At 39.2% G+C, this 21,424-nt stretch carries 22 protein-coding genes; 11 read left to right on the forward strand and 11 right to left on the reverse strand.

All coding sequences use genetic code 11. The annotated features are described in order from the left end of the window. Positions 1-2 precede the first annotated feature (2 nt). Genes TEL01S_RS07650 through TEL01S_RS07660 form a run of 3 tightly spaced genes read right to left on the reverse strand, consistent with a single transcriptional unit; the run spans position 3 to position 3,655 of the window. Positions 3-1,235, reverse strand: coding sequence for a molybdopterin molybdotransferase MoeA (locus TEL01S_RS07650; protein ID WP_028843873.1), 1,233 nt, complete (start codon positions 1,233-1,235; stop codon positions 3-5). Then, entirely contained in the window at positions 1,225-1,743 is a 519-nt protein-coding gene (locus tag TEL01S_RS07655) for a MogA/MoaB family molybdenum cofactor biosynthesis protein (protein WP_012003527.1), read from the reverse strand. The genes TEL01S_RS07650 and TEL01S_RS07655 overlap by 11 nt, the downstream gene beginning before the upstream one ends. Beyond that, positions 1,712-3,655 carry a molybdopterin biosynthesis protein gene (locus tag TEL01S_RS07660; RefSeq protein ID WP_012003528.1) on the reverse strand — a complete coding sequence of 648 codons (1,944 nt, stop codon included), beginning with the start codon at positions 3,653-3,655 and terminating at the stop codon, positions 1,712-1,714. Before TEL01S_RS07660 ends, TEL01S_RS07655 begins: the two co-directional genes overlap by 32 nt. Positions 3,656-3,720: 65 nt before the next feature. Here TEL01S_RS07660 and TEL01S_RS07665 point away from each other — a divergent pair, with 65 nt between their 5' ends. From TEL01S_RS07665 to TEL01S_RS07680, 4 genes are all read left to right on the forward strand, one after another. Next, on the forward strand, positions 3,721-4,596 hold the full coding sequence (locus tag TEL01S_RS07665) for a radical SAM protein (protein WP_028843872.1): 876 nt from the start codon (positions 3,721-3,723) through the stop codon (positions 4,594-4,596). 108 nt (positions 4,597-4,704) lie between these two features. Further along, complete coding sequence (locus TEL01S_RS07670) at positions 4,705-5,097, forward strand: class II SORL domain-containing protein (protein WP_012003530.1); 393 nt, start codon at positions 4,705-4,707, stop codon at positions 5,095-5,097. Between the two features lie 39 nt (positions 5,098-5,136). After that, positions 5,137-6,339: an FprA family A-type flavoprotein gene (locus TEL01S_RS07675; protein WP_012003531.1), complete on the forward strand. Its 1,203-nt coding sequence runs from the start codon at positions 5,137-5,139 to the stop codon at positions 6,337-6,339. After that, a complete protein-coding gene (locus TEL01S_RS07680; protein WP_012003532.1) occupies positions 6,336-7,253 on the forward strand; it encodes a ribonuclease HIII in 918 nt (305 codons plus the stop codon). Before TEL01S_RS07675 ends, TEL01S_RS07680 begins: the two co-directional genes overlap by 4 nt. Here the strand turns inward: TEL01S_RS07680 and TEL01S_RS07685 are convergent. From TEL01S_RS07685 to nth, 8 genes are all read right to left on the reverse strand, one after another. Continuing rightward, positions 7,231-8,253 carry an aminopeptidase gene (locus TEL01S_RS07685; protein WP_012003533.1) on the reverse strand — a complete coding sequence of 341 codons (1,023 nt, stop codon included), beginning with the start codon at positions 8,251-8,253 and terminating at the stop codon, positions 7,231-7,233. The two genes, TEL01S_RS07680 and TEL01S_RS07685, sit on opposite strands and share 23 nt — an antisense overlap. Next, the gene (locus TEL01S_RS07690; protein WP_012003534.1) at positions 8,243-9,346 is read right to left on the reverse strand and encodes a DUF917 domain-containing protein; all 1,104 of its coding nucleotides are present in this window, start codon (positions 9,344-9,346) and stop codon (positions 8,243-8,245) included. The genes TEL01S_RS07685 and TEL01S_RS07690 overlap by 11 nt, the downstream gene beginning before the upstream one ends. A gap of 15 nt (positions 9,347-9,361) precedes the next feature. Beyond that, entirely contained in the window at positions 9,362-10,318 is a 957-nt protein-coding gene (locus tag TEL01S_RS07695) for an ABC transporter ATP-binding protein (protein ID WP_012003535.1), read from the reverse strand. Continuing rightward, positions 10,311-11,273, reverse strand: coding sequence for an ABC transporter ATP-binding protein (locus TEL01S_RS07700; protein WP_012003536.1), 963 nt, complete (start codon positions 11,271-11,273; stop codon positions 10,311-10,313). Before TEL01S_RS07700 ends, TEL01S_RS07695 begins: the two co-directional genes overlap by 8 nt. After that, positions 11,270-12,127 carry a nickel transporter permease gene (gene nikC, locus TEL01S_RS07705; RefSeq protein ID WP_012003537.1) on the reverse strand — a complete coding sequence of 286 codons (858 nt, stop codon included), beginning with the start codon at positions 12,125-12,127 and terminating at the stop codon, positions 11,270-11,272. Before nikC ends, TEL01S_RS07700 begins: the two co-directional genes overlap by 4 nt. A 13-nt stretch (positions 12,128-12,140) precedes the next feature. Continuing rightward, positions 12,141-13,160, reverse strand: a complete 1,020-nt coding sequence (locus TEL01S_RS07710; RefSeq protein ID WP_012003538.1) for an ABC transporter permease — start codon at positions 13,158-13,160, stop codon at positions 12,141-12,143. 13 nt (positions 13,161-13,173) lie between these two features. Next, positions 13,174-14,715: an ABC transporter substrate-binding protein gene (locus TEL01S_RS07715; protein ID WP_028843869.1), complete on the reverse strand. Its 1,542-nt coding sequence runs from the start codon at positions 14,713-14,715 to the stop codon at positions 13,174-13,176. A 73-nt stretch (positions 14,716-14,788) separates the two neighbouring features. Next, complete coding sequence (gene nth / locus TEL01S_RS07720; RefSeq protein WP_051366213.1) at positions 14,789-15,442, reverse strand: endonuclease III; 654 nt, start codon at positions 15,440-15,442, stop codon at positions 14,789-14,791. 35 nt (positions 15,443-15,477) lie between these two features. On the opposite strand from nth, the gene TEL01S_RS07725 reads away from it, so the two are divergent. From TEL01S_RS07725 to trpS, 7 genes are read left to right on the forward strand one after another with little or no spacing between them, the layout of a single operon-like run. After that, positions 15,478-16,566, forward strand: coding sequence for a M24 family metallopeptidase (locus tag TEL01S_RS07725; protein ID WP_232504354.1), 1,089 nt, complete (start codon positions 15,478-15,480; stop codon positions 16,564-16,566). Between the two features lie 15 nt (positions 16,567-16,581). After that, positions 16,582-17,139 carry an elongation factor P gene (efp, locus tag TEL01S_RS07730; RefSeq protein ID WP_012003542.1) on the forward strand — a complete coding sequence of 186 codons (558 nt, stop codon included), beginning with the start codon at positions 16,582-16,584 and terminating at the stop codon, positions 17,137-17,139. A gap of 11 nt (positions 17,140-17,150) precedes the next feature. Next, the gene (locus TEL01S_RS07735; protein ID WP_012003543.1) at positions 17,151-17,489 is read left to right on the forward strand and encodes an Asp23/Gls24 family envelope stress response protein; all 339 of its coding nucleotides are present in this window, start codon (positions 17,151-17,153) and stop codon (positions 17,487-17,489) included. Between the two features lie 27 nt (positions 17,490-17,516). Further along, positions 17,517-17,921, forward strand: coding sequence for a transcription antitermination factor NusB (gene nusB / locus TEL01S_RS07740; protein ID WP_038051556.1), 405 nt, complete (start codon positions 17,517-17,519; stop codon positions 17,919-17,921). Between the two features lie 15 nt (positions 17,922-17,936). Then, positions 17,937-19,598, forward strand: a complete 1,662-nt coding sequence (locus tag TEL01S_RS07745; RefSeq protein ID WP_028843867.1) for a formate--tetrahydrofolate ligase — start codon at positions 17,937-17,939, stop codon at positions 19,596-19,598. An 11-nt stretch (positions 19,599-19,609) separates the two neighbouring features. Further along, complete coding sequence (locus tag TEL01S_RS07750) at positions 19,610-20,431, forward strand: bifunctional 5,10-methylenetetrahydrofolate dehydrogenase/5,10-methenyltetrahydrofolate cyclohydrolase (protein ID WP_028843866.1); 822 nt, start codon at positions 19,610-19,612, stop codon at positions 20,429-20,431. Beyond that, the gene (gene trpS / locus TEL01S_RS07755) at positions 20,428-21,414 is read left to right on the forward strand and encodes a tryptophan--tRNA ligase (protein WP_028843865.1); all 987 of its coding nucleotides are present in this window, start codon (positions 20,428-20,430) and stop codon (positions 21,412-21,414) included. Before TEL01S_RS07750 ends, trpS begins: the two co-directional genes overlap by 4 nt. Positions 21,415-21,424: the final 10 nt, after the last annotated feature.

A 21,424-nucleotide genomic window follows, 5' to 3' on the forward strand; every position in this document is an offset into this window, starting at 1 on the left:
TCTCAAAACTGATAGAATTCAGCAAATTCTCCAGCATTTATTCCCTCAACTCCAAGAGGAATCCTTATCACTCCATCTGCATTTGCTATATTTGAAACATGAGCACTTTCACTGAAAAGTGGCTCGGCGAAAATTTTTCCATTTTTGAAAACTGTTTTTACTCTGACAAAATGTTCTCTTCCTTGAATTGAAGGAACATTTTTTGCCAATATAACAAACCCAGAAGGTGCAGGAGTAAAATCATTTGCCCCCGCCAATTTTCTCAACACAGGAAGCAAGAAAAATCGTGAGCTTACGAAAAATGAAACAGGGTTACCTGGTAATCCAAGCACAGGCTTTTCACCAATCATTGCGAAGATGGTTGGCTTACCTGGTTGAACAAGTGCGCCATGGTATATAATTCCCGGCTTGCCCAACCTTTCAATTGCCCGTGCAGTGTAATCTCGAGGGCCTATCGAACTCCCACCAGCTATTACGATCAAATCGTAATCATTCAGGAACTTTTTCAGCGATTCATACAAAGATTCCTCATCATCTTTCACATGAGAAACTCTCTCTGCAACAAAACCGTGTTTTTCGATCCAAGCTTTTAGAGTATAGGTGTTACTATCCCTCACCTGAGCTGTATCTGGCTTTTGCCATGGTTCTACTATTTCGTCTCCCGTTGAGATAATAGCTACCTTTACTTTCCTGAAAACTTCAATCTGCATTAATCCGAGTTGCAACAAAAGTTGTACATGTCCAGATTTTAAAAGCGTCCCTTTCTCCAAAATTCTATCGCTCCGCTTGATATCTTCGTCAAATTTCATAACATTTTCTCCAGCAGAAACTGGTTTCATGATCTCTACAAATTCTCCGAATCCTTGAGTATGCTCAACCATTACAACTGCATCTGCCCCTTCAGGTATCGCTCCACCAGTTGGAACCCAGGCAGCCTCGCCTGGTATCAGTTTTTTATCTGGTTTCTTTCCAATATGAACTTCAAAAGCAATCTTTAGCAGCGCTGGCATACTACTGGAAGCACCTCGCGTATCAAGCGCCCTAAGTGCATATCCATCTACCAGAGACTTGTCGAAGCCAGGTAGATTTTCTAAAGAGAAAATATCTTTCGCGCAGACGCGCTCCAAACTTTCGAGCGTGTCAAGTGTCTCTATTTCGGTCACTGATCCCACTTTAGAAACATAACTACTGTAAATATCTTCCAGAGTCGCAAATCTTAGAGATTCAACCTTCATTTTTTTTCACCAGTTTTTCCCTTTCATGAGCACAATCAGCAGTCGAACCTTTTATTTTCTCAATCGCGTGAGGTATTACAGGAAGAATTATCGATAGATTCTCTTCAACTGCCCGGGGACTACCGGGTAAATTTATTATCAATGTTTTGCCACGAATACCAGCTATTGCTCTTGAAAGCATCCCAAAAGGTGTGTGTACCATAGATTTACTTATCATAGCTATTTCTATTCCATAAATCCTTTTTTCTACAACGGAAATTGTTGCTTCTGGTGTTACATCTCTTGGAGAGAGGCCTGTCCCACCAGTTGTTAGAATAAGGTCAAAGCCAGATTTGCAAAGGTTCAACAGCTCATTTTTAATGTCATCCAGTTCATCAGGTACTATTTTGTAATACATGATGTTTGCATCTATCGTTTTCAGCATTTGCTGGATAATTTTTCCACTTTCATCAATTCTCTCACCCTTGGAAGCCTTATCACTGATTGTTATTACCGCTGATTTGATCACAATTTTCACCTCTGATTATTTTCCCCACACTTGAAAGATCATACCCCTGATAGATCAAATCACTGTTGCAAAAATTTTTTGAAAGTATCAAATCCATTATTATTTGAAATCTATCATCATTGAAAAATTCTTCCAGAACCAGCAAATCATAATCTTCCCAGATCAGTGGGATAAAATCAAGATCCATTATTTTTGCGGCAAAAGCAATGCCAAGTCCCACATCAGCCATGCCTTTTTTAATCTTCAGAGCAAGATTTATGTGCGTAAACTCTTCGTCTTCATAGCCATTTATCTGTGATGGATCAATTCCAAGCTTTGAGAGATGGTAATCCAGAAGAATTCTCGTTCCCGCAGCTCTCTGCCTGTTGACGAACCTGATATCTTTTCTTGTCAGATCAAACAAATTTTCAATTTTCTTTGGATTACCTTTCTGAACTATCAAACCCTGATTTCGCTTGACAAACTTCATCAGGATGTATTGGGGAAGGTATCTCTTTAAATATGGTACATTGTACTCGCCAGAAACTGGGTCAAACAAATGTATTCCTCCTATATGGGCACAGTTTTTTGCTACAGCAGCAACTGCTCCCATACTTCCAGCATTCACGATTGACATATTCAATGAGAAATCTTTTTGTTTCAAAAGATCCGCTATTATGGAAATAAGCGGATCATGGCTTCCAACAAACAGTATATTTTTATCTATCTCTTCAAGCGACCTGTTCAACCCAACCGTGACCTTATCTCCCTCGTCAAGTAGCTCAACTCCTTTTTGAACCACAACAGTGCCGCTCATCTTTGATAAAGCGTCCATACTTGCCGCTCCACGTTTCAACGGAACAAAAACGTATCGATCTTTGATTTTTGCCAGACTTACCCTTATAAATTCATCTTCTGATATAGAAGAAACCACTCTTCTGAGAGAAGACGCCTCCAGAAACAGGTTTTTCTCCGTTATAATTCTGTATTTCTCATTTATCAGGGGCTTAACAATATTCTCGAGGATCACATAGCATGAGCCCGGATATCCAGGAAGACATATGACTGGTTTGTTTCTGATTATTCCAAGGATGGTAGGCTTGCCAGGTCTCACATTTAACCCGTGCACAACAACTTTTCCAAGCTGCTCTAAAGCATGGTAAGAATAATCAAAAGAGCCGGCCGAAGAACCAGCATTTAAAAAAATCAAGTCGTATGATTCTACCGCTTTTAATATAGTTTCAGATATGAGATCTAACGAATCCGGAACGACATCATTTACATTGACATCCACATCAAGTTCCTCAAGATAAGCCTTTATCATAACAGAATTTGTTTCCGGGATCGCTCCAACATCTATTTCATCTTCTGGCTGAACGACTTCCCCACCTGTTGGTATGACAATTGCTTTCATTTTTTTAAGCACTTTCACCTCAAAAACCCCGGCTGCCAGAAGAAGTGCTACATCATAAGGTCTGAGTCTATGATATCGAGTAAAAATCATGTCCTGTTCACATACATCCTCACCTATTAATCGGACATTATGAAAAGGTGGAATTGATTCAAATATTTGAACATGGTCTTCATCGATTACATGAACATTTTCTATCATTATCACACTGTCAAAAGGTATTTTCATAGGATTACCTGTGTTTATGAATTCAAACTGATTTTTTTGTAAGATTTTTGGTCTTACTTTCGAAGCACCAGCAGTATCAACGCTTCTCACGGCTATTCCATCCATAGCAGCACTATTGTAAGCTGGTACATTTCTCTTTGCATACACAGCTTCTGCAAGAACCCTTCGGGCAGATTTCCTTGTCTGAATTATCTCTGATTCATCAAAGAAAAAACCTCTTTGCTGCAATTCTGCTTTGTATTTTTCAAGCGCATCTGACACATCAAGTTTTTTCAAATATATCTTTCTTTGCAAAACCGCACCTCCAATCTTTATGATAGCACTAACTGACAATTGTATAATTTCTCTGAGGAAACATCATGAGACCTATTTATGAGAAAATCAAGCGAAGAGCTGACATTTTGAAAAGAAGAATGAAAAAATGCAATCTTTGTCCGAGAAAATGTGGTGTAAACAGATTAAACAACGAAATTGGCGCCTGTAAAACAGGTTATGGGGTTTTTGTTTCAAGCTATGGTCCACATTTTGGCGAAGAAAGTTTTTTGGTGGGTAACGGTGGCTCCGGAACGATCTTTTTCAGTGGTTGCAACATAACATGCGTTTATTGCCAGAATTGGCAAATAAGTCAGTCCGTCAAAGAAAAGAAAATTTCTGTAGAAAAACTGGCAAACATAATGATAGAACTCCAGAAAATGAATTGCCACAACGTGAACCTTGTTAGTCCAACCCACCAGATAGCCTTCATTGTTGAAGCCGTTTCAATTGCTGTCGAAAAAGGACTCAAAATTCCTATTGTCTATAACTGTAGTGGTTATGAATCTTTATACACACTTGAATTACTCGAAGGATTAATTGACATATACATGCCAGATTTCAAATACGGGGAAGATTCAATAGCTCTGAAATACTCCGGTATAAAAAATTATGTGGCTCACACCTTTTCTGCATTAAAAGAAATGCACAGGCAGGTAGGTGCTTTGAAAATAGAAAACAATTTAGCTGTGCGAGGCGTTTTTGTAAGGCATCTCGTTTTACCGGAAAGATTAACTGCCCTAGAAAAAATTTTTCAACTTATATCTTCAATTTCCAGAGATATACCCGTGAATATTATGAGCCAGTATTATCCAGCTTACAAAGCTCATCATTATCCAGAGCTTTCAAGAAAAATTCACGTTGAAGAATACAACGAAGTTTTTCAAATGGCTAAGGATTTTGGGTTAAAAATAATCGCTTAGCAAAGTAATACCCCGAAAAACTGCCTGGTTATAAATTATCTAAATAAATGAAATGCTTTTATTTCTTAACACCTATGGTGTTAAAATATATTCAGAGGAGGTGTAATTATGAGTCTATCAGAACGAATACAGAGTGCTGACTGGAAGGCAGAAAAACATGTACCTGTAATCGATTGCCCAGACAGTGTTAAAGCAGATGAGCTTTTCGAAGTAAAAGTCTCAATTGGTAAAGAGATCGCTCATCCAAACACAACAGAACACCACATCAAATGGATCAAAGTTTTCTTTCATCCAGATGGTGAGAAATTCACTTATGATGTTGCTACATTTGAATTCAATGCTCACGGTGAAGCTGTAGCTGGTCCTAACCAGGGATCAGTGTGGACTCACCATGCGGGAAATTTCTGGATGAAAATCAAAAAGTCTGGAACAATGTATGCCCTTGCTTATTGCAACATTCACGGCCTTTGGGAAAGCAGTAAAAAGATAACTGTAGCATGAGTGCCGGCATTTGCCGGCATTCTGTAAGGGGGTACACATATGAGAGCTGTTGAGATAAAACCCGATGTTTACTGGGTAGGCGTTAATGACAGATTCACACATCTTTTTGAAGGTTTCTGGCCTATAGGAGAAGAAGGTATATCTTACAACGCGTATCTGCTGAAAGATGAAAAGAATGTTTTGATAGATCTTGCAAAATCTATAAAAACTGATGAATTCTTTGAGCAAATCGAAGAAATAATTCCAGTATCAAAAATAAATTATGTGGTCATAAATCATATGGAACCAGACCATACAGGTATCTTAACAGTTTTAAAAAAAATAGCGCCAAACGTGGAGATTCTTATAAGCGAAAAAGGCGCAAATCTTTTGAAGGCTTTTTACCATATAGACAACAAGGTGAGGATTGTCAAAGATCAGCAGGAGATAAATATAGGGAAAAAAACTTTGAGATTCTATTACACACCTTATGTTCACTGGCCGGAAACAATGATGACTTATGAGATAAACCATAAAATCCTGTTTTCCTGCGATGGATTTGGAGGGTATGGAGTTCTGAGAGGAACCATATTCGATGATGAATGCAGTGAAAAAGATTTTTACCTTAAAGAGATGCTGAGATACTATACCAATATAGTTGCAACATTTTCTCGTCCTGTGCTTAAAGCCATAGAAAAACTAAAATCAGTTCCCATAGAGGTCATCGCACCTTCTCATGGTTTGATCTGGCGCAAGCAACCAGATCTGGTCGTAAATTTGTACAAAAAGTGGGCCGAATACGCCTCTCAGCCATCTGAAAAGGGCGTAACATTGCTTTATGGATCTATGTATGGAAATACAGAAAGATTCATGAGCAGTGTTCTAAAAGGACTTTCGCAAACAGGAATACCTGTTGAAGTTTTCAATGTTGCTGAAACACATGTGAGTTATATACTGGCCTCTTTGTGGAAATATAGAGGTGTGATTATTGGAGCTCCGACATACGAAGGATCTCTCTTTCCACCAATGGCAGAGACACTTGAAGTGTCATCTATCAAGCATGTTCAATTCAAGACAGCCGCGATATTTGGTAGTTATGGCTGGAGTGGAGGTGCCTCAAAGCGCGCTAAGGAAATAGCAGAAGCTTTGAAATGGCAGATAGTTGATGTTTATGATTTTAATGGTGGACCAACCGAGGAAGATTTAAAGAGGGCAGAAAAACTCGGCTTTGATTTTGCACAGAAGATTTTAAACCAGCCATGATAGATGACCTAAAAAACAAATTGTTAAAAGCAAATCTGAGAATTGTATCCCAAAAAGAGATTCAGTATGGTATCCAGTTTTTGATAGAAAATTGCGGATACCTGAGAATATATTTCAGAAAAAACAAAAGTACAACTGTCGATCTATCTCAAATAAAACCATCGTGTCTTGAGAAAATTAAACATGCATTGGGGGAAGAAAAACCGACATTCGAAACTCTTTTTTGCAAAGACTCAGATCTTTCTATACAGAAGCGCATTCTGGAAAACCTTCCCGCCGATCCCAAAAATATTTTACCGGCAATAGGATCTGATGAAGTGGGGAAGGGCGATGTTTTTGGTCCTGTTGTGGTTACAGCTGTGTACATTGGTTGCAAAGAGTATGTAGCTTTGAAAGATGTGGATATAAAAGATAGTAAATCTATTAACGATCGCAAAATTTTAGAGATTTCGAAAAAAATAAAAAATATCTGCCCTCATGCGATTGTTGTCTTTGAGCCTGAAAGATTGAATGAAAAAAAGATAAATATGAACAGATTACTGGAACAAATGCACATAGATGCAATTTCACGAGTTTTAGAAAAAAGATCATCACTTATAGCTGTATACGACGATTTCGGAGCAAAAAAAGACAGAATGAGGTCAGTTGAACAATTAACCCTGATAGGATTCAAAAATGGTGAAAGAAACCTTGCTGTAGCTGCAGCATCAATTGTATCGAGGGCAGAATTTTTAAATTGGATAGAAACTCGTTCCAAGTTTTATGAAATGGAGATACCACTTGGAGCAAGTAATAAAACTATAGAGTTCATCCGCCAGTTTATCAAAAAATATGGCCTGGAAGAACTGAAAAAAATTGCAAAATTGTGTTTTTCAAATGTTAGAAAGTTTCTTACTTTGGAACAAAATTCATGAGTTCTTCATCAACGACAACGCCATTTTTCACAACAACGGCATCATCAAGAATTATGGTCGAATTAAGACAAACCCCATCGCAATGTGACGGAGCTTGATCTTCCATTTTTATATCTGGAATCATATCCTCCCCTATGTATCCGATCCCCCATTCACTGCACCCCCATACTCTTTCATCCTCAAGCACATTGCCCGTGAGTTTGGCTCCTGGATTGAAACCAAGCGATATATGAGCTAGTCTGAACATACCTCGATGTTTAAATGATTCAAGCCATTTTTTAAAAATAATGCTTTCTGTTCCTCCTGAAATTCTTTTTATTTCGCCATTTTCAATAGTGAGCTCCACAGGCTCCCTAAGTATGCCAGCAGGAGGAACAAGAGATCCATCAAAAACTATTTTACCGTTTATGGATTCAAACACAGGTGACCAGCTAATTTGCCCAGGAAGCATATAAATCCCCGGTAGATTTGCTTCTCCTGAATCGCATATAACGGGTCTATGTGGATGATTTTCGAAATTTATATCTGTGCCAGCGGCGGTTGTGATTCGAACCTTTCTGGCTTTCGAGATTCTCTCTGTTACCTTTTTGAGAAATTCTCTCAATTTTCTCAGATCGAGATCCAGTGTTCTCTGCATCATTTCCGAATTCATACCAACCAGGCACATATATCTAAGATTTTTATTTTTCATGGCCTGTTCATAAACTGTGGAATACAGGAGCCATCTTTCATTAAATTCAATCCATACGTCGCAATGTTCCAGAGCGGCACTCAGTGTTCTTAAAGGAAGCTGCGGATCAGCTGCTTTTCCAACACCATCTGGAGCAGGCACGCATATAAGAACAGGTTTCGCACCCATTTCAACAGCTGCTGCCGCTGTAATCTGAACCACTTGCAAATCTGAAAGTGTGTCATAAGTCAAAACAACTTCTTCGCCTTCTTTGATTTCAAATACATCGTTAATGAGTTTTTTTGCAGGGCGAATCAATTCAAATCGCACTTTTTATTCTCCTCTCAACAGGAATAAAATCTATATCAAAGCCGAAATGTCTTGGCCCAAGTATCTCAATAGCCCTTGGACTGCGCCATACTGGCTCTGAGGGAATACCAATAACGCTGACTTTGTCTTTTCTTTTCAGGTGTGGATTCAGTACAGGAGAAGCATCTTCGGAGTGGACAAGTATTATCAGATCCGGGCTGGTGACATATGGAATGTCGTCAATCCATGAGATCAGATTTTCATTTTTAAACCATATTTTCATAATTCTCCCTTTATATTTTTCCACACCTTCTATGTACATATCTCCTACTGTAAAACCATCTTCGTCTCGCCAGTTTGCATCTTTCAGGGCAACACCTTTGAATAGCACGTACCCACCGGCAGATTTTGCAACCGCTGCAACGGGATCTTCTCCTTTAATCAGAGCTGCCTCGCGAACTTTCGCTATTTTCCATGCTTTTGACAGAGTGTTTGCTACGATCGACTTTTTCAAGATTTTAGCATCGAGCGGATGAGATGTCACACCTATTCTATTTTCACTTGCCACAGCCACAGATCTGATAATCTCTTCGGCTTGTTCATCACATGAAATTTCCGGGACTATTATTTTATCCCCAAATTCATTACACAATGAAAATGGAGTCATAGGGATATCATATAAAAAGAAAGTTGTGTGCTGAACCTCGGGGACTGCACGACCCACGGGATCTGCATTCACAACAGGAATGTTTTTCATAGCAGCCACCTGGAAAGCCACCGCCGTATTTCCTCCGCCAAGTTCTGTTGGAAAAACACCTGAAATTTTTTTGCCCATGAACTCTTCGAGTATGTTCAAAGATTCCAACACAGGAGACGTAATTTTCCTCGAAATTTTCTTTTTTTCTATCATGTCTCTCGGGGAAACTGACCCAACAAAATATGGGCATGCCACCAAATCGCCTTCGTTTAACTCTTCCAAGGAGATCATATTAACTTCTGCATTCACTTCTTCAACCATTTTCACACCCTCTTGCAGATCACCGCCGCCGCCAGTACCAAGCAAAGCACATCCAAACAAAATTTGTTTAATATCATCTAAATTAAGTCTAATCACATCCTGTGCCCCCTTTCAGCTTTTCCAACAGGCAGAAAATCTATTGTCTTTCACCTGCTTCAAACTCATATCGTGCTTCGAACAAATATTTTCTGCAATCGGACATCGCGTGCGAAATAAACAGCCAGACAATAACTCAACAGGATCAGATGGTTCTCCCTGAACTCTTGGCCTGAACAAAGGAATATTTGGATCTGGAACAAATATCGAGGAAATCAAAATTTCAGTGTACGGGTGAAGTGGATTATCTATCACTTCTTCAGTTGGACCCAGCTCCATAACCTTTCCGAGATACATCACCATTGTTCTGTGGCTGATACTCCTGACCACAGAAATATCATGGCTAACAAATAGATACGTTAAATCAAACTCATTTTGCAACTGCATCAAAAGATCTATCACCTGAGCTTGAACAGACACATCTAAGGATGCGGTAGGTTCATCCAAGATGAGAGCTCCGGGCTTTATCGACAGCGCACGGGCTATAGCAACGCGCTGGCACTGACCTCCACTCAGCTCTCCTGGATACTTGTACATATGTTTTTCATTCAACCCTACACGCTCCAGTAGCTCGAGAACCATACCTTTTCTGTCAATACTGGAGAATCTGGTATGAACCATTAAAGGCTCACTCACTATTTCGAGAACCTTCATCCTTGGATTTAATGACGTCACAGGGTCTTGAAAGACCATCTGAATTTTTCTTGAAACCTTCTGTCTGTACTGTTCACCTTTCAAACCGTTTACTTTTACGCCATCAAGGTATATTTCACCGCTCGTTGGCTGAACCAAACCATTAATGCAGCGAACTAATGTACTTTTTCCACTTCCTGATTCTCCTACTATTGCCAGTGTTTCACCAATTTTCGTGGAAAAACTTATTCCATCAACAGCTCTCAAAATTTTCTTTCTTCCCCAGATGCCACTGGATCTGACCAAAAAATACTTTCTCAGATTAACTACCTCAATCATCTCTGACACCACCACATGCGTGACATGCAACCAGATGTCCTGGTTCAATTTCAACAAGCTCTGGAGATATCTCTGAACAAATTTTGCGGCTTATTCCACATCGGCTGTGAAACCTGCATTCATTCGAAAAACTATTGAATGACGGAACAGAACCAGCGATTGGCTTCGGTCTGGTTTTCTTTTTTGGATTAAATATGCAACTCATAAGACCTGCTGTATACGGATGCAGCGGTTTTTCAAAAATTGTTTTCTTCGGTGCAATTTCAACCATCATCCCGGCGTACATAACCCCAACACGATCAGCTATCTGAGCAACGATACCCATATCATGTGTGATGAAGAGAATAGAAAGTTGATTTTTTTCCTTTATCTGAGCTATCAGATACAAGATTTGACGCTGCACTGTCACATCAAGTGCAGTCGTTGGTTCATCGGCTATCAACAATTTTGGTTTGCACGCCAGTGCCATTGCTATCATAATGCGTTGTCTCATGCCACCAGAAAGTTCATGTGGATAAGATTTAAGAATTCTATCTACGTCGTATAACTGAACCTGTTTCAGCAGCTCTGGCATTTTTAAGCCTGCTTCTTTCTTAGACATATGCTGCCTCGTTACCAGAATGTCCATTAACTGTTTTTCAACAGTATAAAGTGGGTTTAATGAAGAGGTCGGATCTTGAAAGATCATAGCCACATCTCTTCCACGAATCAACTCTACTGTTTTATCGTCTATTTCCGTTCCATTGAAAAAAATCCTCCCCGATCTAATAGCATTTACAGGAAGCAGATTCAAGATAGAAATAGCTGTCACCGTTTTTCCGCATCCTGTTTCGCCAACCAGCGCAAACACTTCGTTATGGTTGATAGAAAATGAAACATTCTCAAGCACTTTTATCTTTCCACTGAGTGTTGCAAAAGTCAAAGAATAGCTTTCAAATTCCACAAGTTTTTTCACAGAAAAAATCTCCTCCTGAGCCGCGGATCAAGAATTTCTCTCAAAACATCTCCGAGCAAATTAAAACTCATAACGAGTAAAAATATGAACAAGCCAGGAAAAGTTGGAACCCACCAGTAATTCAGAAAGTAATTCTTTCCTTCACTTATCATTAATCCCCAGTCTGGAGCTGGTGGCTGGACCCCCAGGCCGAGAAATGACAAAGCAGCTGCCTCCAGTATGGCTGAGCCCATATCCATGGTAGCCTGTACCAGAACGGGAGTTACACAATTTGGGAAAATATGCCTGATCATAATCATAAAATTTGAAACACCAGCAGATCGCGCCGCTTCTACGTAAGCGAGCGTTTTAATCGAAAGCACCTGAGATCTTGATAACCTTGCATACCACGGCCACCAGGTTATCACCAGAGCAAGCACAGCATTACCCAACCCTTTTCCAAGAGTCGAAGCTATCAACAGAGCCAGCAATAAAGGTGGAAATGCAAGGAAAATGTCGGTAAATCTCATTAACAGATTATCTACAATTCCACCGAAATATCCAGCGGCAATGCCGACAATCATTCCTATCAAACCCGAAAACGTCACGACAGTTATACCAACCAGAAGTGATGTTCTGCTGCCGTAGATAATACGGCTGAGTATATCTCGTCCCATGTGGTCAGTTCCCAGGATATGCTTGCCGCCAGGTGGTTGAAGGCGTTCCGAAAGATTCGGTTCTCCCAGCGCCTGATCTTTATAAGGAGTTATAAATGGCGCAAAAATAGCCATGAACAAAGTCAACGCGATTACCACAACTGAAAACAAAGCTGTTGGTTTTTTTAACGCAACTTTCAATACCAGAATGGAATCCAAAAATTCCACCACCTTAATATTTAATTCGCGGATCTATTTTTGCCTGAAGAATATCCACTACGAAATTGATCAGAACATATGTTATCGAAACGACAAGTGTCACCCCAACGATAGCAGGATAATCCATACTCAATATCGAGTTTGCAGCATATCTTCCAAGCCCCGGCCAGTTGAAAATCAATTCAACCAGAAAAGCTCCAACAAGCGTATAGGCAAATGAAAGAGCAACAGTCACCATCGCTGGTGCTATGGCATTTTTCAATGCGTATTGAAAATAGATTTTTCTTTTCGGTATGCCATAAGCTATGGAAGTTCTTATGTAATTTTCATTCAAGACTTCTATCATCATCGATCTTACCTGTCTTGTTATCAAACCAATGGGATAAACAGATAAGGTTATTGCAGGAAGAATCAAATGTTTAAGAACGTCTACAAAAGCTGGAATATTCCTATCAATTAAGGTATCGATCAAATAGAAACCTGTAATTTCCTTAAACGGATTCGTGAGTGAAACAACAATATCAATCCTATCGGATAATGGTAATATACCAAGATACTTGAAAAATATTAATTGAAGAATCATTCCAAACCAGAAACCAGGCAATGAAACTCCTGCTACTGCGAAGATTCGATTTATACTATCGGGTAATTTGTTCTGGTATACTCCAGCATAAACTCCCAGGATAATTCCAATAATTATGGCTAAAAATTCTGAAAAAAGAATCAACTCAAAGGTAGCACCAAAGGCTTTGAATATATCCTGTGAGACCGGATTATGCGTTCTTATAGAAATACCAAGATCCCCTCGCAAAAGATCTTTGAAAAAATAGAAAAAACGCTCAAATAGGGGCAAATCGAGTTTCAATTTCTCTCTTGCATTCTGGAGAGCACTGTAGGTTGGATGTGGGCCAACCCACAGTGCAGCAGGATCTGATGGAACAACTGCCGATATTACATAAACAACCAGTATCACGCCAAAAATTACTATGAGAGAACTTATCAGTCTTGAAACACTATACCTTAACCAGTTCACAGATCAATCTTCCTCAGAAATTTGTTTCTAAATTATAGAAAAATACAACATTCGGATAAGCAGGATTGCTTTCAAATCCTTTTACTGATTTATGAAGCACATAAACCTCATCAATTTGGTATAGCGGAATCGCTGGCATATCTTCTCTGAGTAGAGTTTCAACCATTCTGTAAAATTCTTCCGCTTTCTTCAGATTAATGCCTTCTAAGGTGACTGCTCGATCCATAAGTTCATCAACTTTGTCGTTGTAGTAATAAGAGAGATTAAACAGAACCTGATCTTCGGTATGGAACATGCTGTATAGAAAATCATACGGTGTCATAACAGTTGGCCACCAGTACATTATGAACATGTCCTGAGCTTGAGATGGATCACTTCTCGCAAGCGCCCACTGTTGTTCCCAGTTCATTGGTCTGATTTCTGTATCTATGCCAAGTTTCTTCAACGATGACCAAATCAATTCAGCTGTTTTTTTCTCACCTTCATCACTCTGCATGTAAGTCAGAAGGACTTTGAATGATTTCAGGTTTAACCCAGATTTGCTCAGAAAATTATCCGCTTTATTGAGATCCTGTACAAGTGGCTCCAGATGATCTGCATGAGCAACCATGCCTTTGGGTATGATACCATTAGGTCTTGTTCCATAGCCAAGCAAGACATACTTCAGGATATCATCGTAAGGAAGAGCATATGCGACTGCTTTTCTGAAATCTTTGTTATTGAACGGAAGTTTTTTCGTGTTAAAAAACAGATAAAGCACCTGATAACTTGGTTTCTTTTTCACAATTACATTTGGATTATTCTCAAGTTTTTTTAAATCATCGTATATCAAATCTCTCGTGATATGAGCTTTTCCCGAAGTAACCATCTGTGAACGCAGTGAAGGATCAGGAACAATCTGAATTATGGCATTTTCAAATTTTTTGTTATTCCATCCTCCCCAGTAATCATCAAATTTTTTCAAAACAATCTGTGTTTTGGGATCATATTTTGCTAACACATAAGGTCCAGACCCGGCTTCATTTCCTGAATTAAACCAATCTGTTATAACCTGATCATTTCCAATCTGGCTAACTTTCTCGCTAAAGATAAAAGCACCGTATCCTGAAGCAGCTATCAATGGAATATTCGCTGGATATTTTAATTTGAAGACGACAGTGTACTTATCTGGCGTCTCAATACTTTCAACACTATCCCAGATGTAAGACGGTCCTCCAGCAAGGTTTATACACCTGTAGATAGAGTATTTTACAGACTGAGAAGTCAACTCTGTGCCATCATGAAATTTAACATTTTTTCTCAGCTTAAAAACCCACTCTGTTCCAGAATCATTCGATTTCCACTCAGTTGCAAGCACGGGGATCAATTTTCCGTCGGCGTACATAGTGAGCGTTTCATAAACGTTGTTTAAAACAACAATTGAGTTGGAGAACTCTGTGCTCGGATCAAGTGTTATCATCTCAGAACCAAATGCATAGATTACTACACTCTGATTTTGACCAAACAAAAGTATCGAAACAACTAAAACTGTACAAAGCGTAAGAAATTTTCTCATAGAAAGCACCCCCTTCTTATGTTTTGTTATATTATACGCTCATCAAATCTACTTACATATTTTCTTTTGAGATTCAATTTTTTCCATTTTCTGAAAATTTGATTGAATTAAAATATTCACAACATTTATTCACAGGGCATTCCTGACATTTTGGTTTTCGAGGTAAGCAAACCTTTTTTCCAAATTCCACCATTGCACCATTTATTGGCCCCCAAAACCTCTTAGGTATTATCTTTGTAAGCCCTTCTTCGGTTTGTTCCGGTGTTTTGGTTTTCACAAAACCAAGTCTGTTTGATATTCTATGTACATGAGTATCAACAGCAAGGGCTGGCTGGCAAAAACAATGATATAAAACAATATTCGCTGTTTTTCTTCCTACACCCGGCAAACTCAACAAATCATGCAGGTTTGCCGGGATTTTTCCATTGAATTTTTCAACAATGATCTGAGAAACTTTTATTATCCTCTCCGCTTTTTGCCTGTACATACCGGATGCTTTTATCAAATCGTAAATTTGAGAAGGTTTTGCCATAGAAAGAGAATAGACATCTGGAAAACTCTCGAAAAGTTTTTTGGATGCTTTATATGTGTTTTCGTCTTTTGTTCGTTGGCTAAGTATTGTCGCAATAAGTACTCTAAATGGATCTTTTTCAAAAGAAGACCGTGGAAACAGATCTATAATTTTCTTGCACACGAAAATTATCTGTCTTCTGTTCGTTTCTGCCACCTCCTTGACTATTTATTGTACAATTAAACGAGGAGGTGCAGAAATTGGATAAACTTGAGAGGTTCTTTGACAAAATTGAAAAAGCGGGTGTTGATGTTGCTTTAATCTACAATGTGGAGTATTCATCAAAGCCATCAACATATTATCTTTCAAATTTCACAGGCTCTTTTAGCGTACTTTTGATAAACAGAGAAAAGCAGTTCATAATAACAGACTCGAGATACTTTGAACAGGCCAAGCAACAGACAGATTTCAAACTGGTTGAGTTCAGAAATTCGAGTCTGATCGGCACAATCCATTCTGTTTTAAATCAAGAATTCAAAGCAAAAACCATAGGGCTTGAGTTTCAAAGAATAAGTCATAGCGTCTTCGAAAAACTCAGCAGCGAAATAGACGCTAAGTTTGTTCCTATAGATTCGATGATTGATAATTTGAGGGAGGTGAAAGATGAAAGAGAAATCGAACTTATAAAAAAGGCTGTCGAAATAAGTGAAAGGGCATTTTTAAAGACTATAGAGATTATAAAAGATGGTATAACTGAGAAGGATATAGCTGCTGAACTTGAATACAATATGAAAAAGTCTGGTGCAGATGGAATTGCTTTTGAAACAATCGTTATCTCTGGTCCAAGAACATCTCTTCCCCACGGAAGACCTTCTAACAGGAAGATATCCCTGAATGAACCTATTTTGTTTGATTTTGGAGCGTCGTTCAATGGTTACTGTGCGGATATAACGAGAACTATATTTTTCGGAAAACCGGACGACGAATTTAGAAAAGTTTACCAAACAGTATATGATGCGCAAAGTTTAGCTCTCCAGAATGGTAACTCTCGAATGACAGGAAAGCAACTTGATTTTATAGCAAGAGAACACATCTCGAAAAATGGCTATGGCCAATACTTTGGTCACGGACTCGGTCATGGAATTGGTATTGAAATTCACGAATCCCCAAGAGTAAGCAGCAGTAATGAAAACCTTCTGCCTGCCGGCAGTGTTGTTACCATTGAACCGGGAATATACCTTGAAGGGAAGTTCGGCGTTAGAATAGAAGAAGACGTCGTGGTTCGAAGCAATGCTCTGGAAAAACTGACAAACTTGAAGAGAGAGCTAATTACAATTTAACCTGGAGGTGAAGTCATGGTAGAAGTTGGCGATCTGAAAAAAGGCATGGTAATAATGGTAAATGGTGAACCTCATCGTGTTGTTGATGTGAGCAAACACCACATGGCCATGGGAAGAGGTATAATACGGACCAAACTTAAAAGTGTAGTAACTGGATTTGTCAAAGACGTGAATTTCAGTAGCGGAGAAAGAGTTGAGGAAGCAAATCTATCATTCAGACAGGCTCAGTTTCTTTACAGCGATGGTGCGCACTACCATTTTATGGCACTTGATGATTACGAGCAGTATATTCTCTCAGAAGAAGACTTGCAGGATGCAAAGTGGTATCTTATAGAAAATCTTGAGCTGAGTCTTGTATTTCTGGAAGATAAACCCATTGGAGTTCAGTTGCCTAATGTGGTAACCTTAAAAGTTGTCGAAACAGAACCAAGTTTTAAAGGTGATACGGTATCTGGAGGCGGAAAACCAGCTGTGCTGGAAACCGGTCTGAAGATTAATGTACCATTTTTTGTGGAAACAGGTGAGTTTATAAAAGTTGATACTCGTACTGGAGAGTATGTCGAACGCGCATAGGAGGTGATTTTATGGAAAACAAAGGCATGGGAAACATAGATATCTCCGATAATGCAATAAGAGAAATTGCCCTGAGGAGCATTTTCGCTGCATTAGAAGTAACTGATGAAAAAAAACAGAAAAAGATTAGAAAATCACTGCAAATCGATCGATCTCCTGAAGATAACGTGACGATCGGTGTAGAAATATCAGTTCCATTTGGAAAATCCCTTGTTGAAACTGCCCAGAAAATTATGGAAAGAGTGAAAATGGATATCGAACGAATGACAGACCTCCAAGTTGCCGCCGTGAACGTAAAAATAGAAGACGTCGAAGAAGGCGAGCAGGAGAAAACAGAAGAGAAGGAGTGATCATCACCCGTGACTCGTCGCAGCAAAATGAGAGATTTAGTTTTCAAAGTGATATTCCAGAATGAATTTCGCAACGATTCTATTGAAACAGTTCTTGAAGATATATTGCACATCAGCAAATCTGGTTTAATGAAAGCAGACATAACAAGGTATGTAAAGGGCATTTACGAGAACCTGCCATCAATAGACGAAAAGATTTCTCTGTGTCTTGAAAACTGGAGTTTACAGAGGCTTTCTCTGGTGGATAGAAGCATTCTTCGCTTAGCCACTTACGAGCTTTTATACGAATCGGACGTTCCTATCGAAGTTACACTTGATGAAGCTGTGGAAATTGCAAAAAAATACGGAACTGAGAACAGCAGTAAATTTGTCAACGGAGTTCTTGATAAAGTGGCTAAGTCTTTCGCACCAGAAGAAAAACGGTACATCTAAGGGAGGGAGTTAATCATGCTGAGTGATATAGAAATAGCGCGGTCTGCAAAACTGGAACCAGTAATGAATATTGCAAAGAATTTATCAATACCTGGAGATTTTTTGAATAGTTATGGTAAATTTATGGCAAAAATCTCTCATAGTTTTCTCAAAAATCTCAACATTCGAAAAGGTAAACTCATTCTGGTAACTGCCATGACACCAACGCCTGCCGGAGAAGGTAAGACAACAACAAGCATAGGCCTGTCAATGGCGCTTAATAAAATAGGGCATAGATCCATTGTGACTTTAAGAGAACCGTCTCTGGGCCCTGTATTTGGCATAAAGGGTGGTGCAGCCGGAGGAGGATATTCTCAAGTTCTTCCAATGGAAGACATAAACCTTCACTTTACGGGGGACATTCATGCTGTTGGAACTGCTCATAACCTTATATCAGCTGTTATAGATTCTCACATACGTTTTGGGAACGACCTTGATATCGACTTAACAAAAATAACGTGGCCAAGAGCAATAGACATGAATGATCGTGCCCTTAGAAACATTGTCATTGCACTTGGTGGACATGCCAATGGTTATCCGAGGGAAGATGGTTTTGTCATAACTGCTGCTTCAGAAATAATGGCTATTCTATGTTTATCCAAGGATCTGCAGGACCTCAAAAATCGCGTAGGAAATATTGTTATAGGATGGTCAAAGAATGGAAAACCAGTGACTGTGCACGAGCTTGGCATAGAAGGGGCAATAGCAGTTATTTTGAAAGATGCCATAAATCCAAACCTCGTTCAAACAATTGAGAATACTCCCGCTTTCATTCATGGGGGACCATTTGCAAATATTGCACATGGTACTAATTCTATAATTGCAACAAAAATGGCTCTTGGTCTTTCAGATTACGTAGTCACAGAAAGCGGATTCGGCTCTGATCTCGGTGCAGAAAAATTCTTTGATTTTGTTTCACCGGCAGCTGATTTGAAGCCATCGGTAGCGGTAATAGTTGCAACAGTGAGAGCAATAAAATATCATGGTGGCGTTCCACTGAAAGATTTAGAAAACGAGAACCTCGAGGCAATTAAGAAAGGTATAGAGAATTTGAAGATCCATATCGAAAATATCAAAAAATTCAATGTGCCTGTAGTAGTAGCATTAAACAGATTTGCAACAGATACCGAGCGAGAGCTCAATTTAGTTGTAAACACTGTTGAGAAACTCGGAGCGAAAATCTCTTTAAACGAGGCCTTTGCAAAAGGTAGTGAAGGAACGATAGATCTGGCAAAAAAGGTAATTGAAGTTGCAGACGAATCAAAATTCAGCCCCATCTATAAATGGGATTCACCCGTTGAAGAAAAAATAAAAATCCTCGCCACAGAAATATATCGTGCAAAAGATGTCTCATTTTCGAAAGAAGCTATCACTTCTTTGAAGCAGATTGAAAAAGCTGGTCTATCAAACCTTCCAGTAATAGTTGCAAAAACCCAATACTCGATATCCGACGATCCATCTAAACTTGGTGCTCCAGATGGTTATGTATTCAACGTCAGGAACTTCAAACTTTCCTCGGGAGCGGGTTTCATTGTTGCCATCAGCGGAGAAATTATGTTGATGCCCGGACTTGGAAAAAAACCTAACGCAGTGAACATTGACATTGATGAAAAAGGAAATATCACAGGCCTGTTTTAGGAGCTGATTGCATGATTATAGATTGCAGGTCCATTTCGAAAGAAATTGATGAAGAAACCCTGAAACTTCTAACTATATGCAAGACAAAGCCTAAGCTCGTCAGCTTTACAATTAATCCAGATTCTGGAACCATATCTTATCTGAAAAGCCAACAAAAAAAAGCCCGATCACTTGGCATAGAATACGAGACAAGGGTGCTTGATTCTGTTGATGATCTGAAATCAGACATACTGAATGCATCAAAAGATAGTTCTGTTCATGGTATTTTCGTCTCGCACCCTCTGCCTGCAGGGATAAATGAAATGGAAATAGCCAAATTGGTGGATCCGGAAAAAGATATAGAAGGAAGAAATCCGCTCAACATGGGATACCTCATATATGGGAAAGAAGATTTTGCACCATGTACTGCAACTGCTGTTGTTCGAATTTTGACTTCGGTCACCAGCGTAACCGGAAAGCAGGTAGTGATCATAGGCAGGAGCACAACTGTGGGTCAACCAGTAGCAATAATGCTTCTAAGACGTGATCGAAGTGCAACTGTAACGGTATGCCACAGCAAAACCAGAGACATACCATCGATAACAAAGAAGGCAGACATAATAATTGTTGCAGTTGGGAAAGCAGGTTTTCTTAAAAAAGATATGGTTAAAGAAGGAGCAGTTGTAATAGATGTTGGAATAAATATTCTCGACGGAAAGATAGCTGGTGATGTTGAACAATCGGTTCAGGAAATAGCATACTTAACGCCGGTGCCTGGGGGAGTAGGACTTGTCACTACTTCAATACTTATGAACAGAGTTGCTAAAAATGCATCGAGAGGTGATAGTAATTGAGGATCTTAAGTGGTGTTAGACCAACGGGCAAACCACATGTTGGTAATTATATAGGTGCGTTGAAAAATTGGAAAAAACTTCAAGAAGAGGGAAATGAGTGTTTTTATTTTGTTGCAGACTGGCATGCTTTAACCACGGCTTATTCAGAAACTGATGAACTAAAAACTTTCACAAGAGAAGTTATGAGATCTTTTCTCGCCTGCGGCCTTAATCCGGAAAAATCAATTCTCTTCGTTCAATCTGCCATAAAGGAACATTCTGAACTTGCTCTTTTATTCTCTATGATAGTCCCCATATCCTGGCTTGAAAGGGTCCCAACATACAAAGAAATGCGCCAACAACTTTCAGATAAAGATCTATCAAATGCAGGATTTCTACTTTATCCAGTTTTGCAAGCAGCTGATATACTCATGTATCTGGCTGAAGGTGTGCCAGTTGGCGAAGATCAGACTTATCATGTTGAATTAACCAGAGAAATAGCGAGAAGATTCAATTATATATACGGTGAAACATTTCCAGAACCAAAAACTCTTTTATCGATAATCCCGAAATTACCGGGTACTGATGGCAGAAAAATGAGCAAGAGTTATGGAAATACAATACCACTTGAAAATACTCTGAGCAACCTTGAAAAATCTATACTGCCAATGATGACTGATCCAGCAAGAAAGAGGAGAACAGATCCTGGAAACCCCGAGAAATGCCCCGTGTGGGATTACCATAAAGCTTTTGAGATTAATGACGAAGAAAGCCAATGGGTTATTGAAGGATGTACGAAAGCAAAGATAGGCTGCATTGATTGCAAAAAGCTGCTCATTAAAAATATGAAGAAGGAACTTGAACCAATCTGGATTGGCTATGCGAAAATAGATTCTGATCCACATTACGTTGATGATATTATGGAGGAAGGTAACAAAAAGGCAAGATTTGTTGCTCAAAATACGATGAATCTCGTCCGAGAAAAAATGCATCTCTTATTTTGAGGTGATCTTC

The sequence above is a fragment of the Pseudothermotoga elfii DSM 9442 = NBRC 107921 genome (assembly GCF_000504085.1).
Taxonomy (GTDB): domain Bacteria; phylum Thermotogota; class Thermotogae; order Thermotogales; family DSM-5069; genus Pseudothermotoga_B; species Pseudothermotoga_B elfii.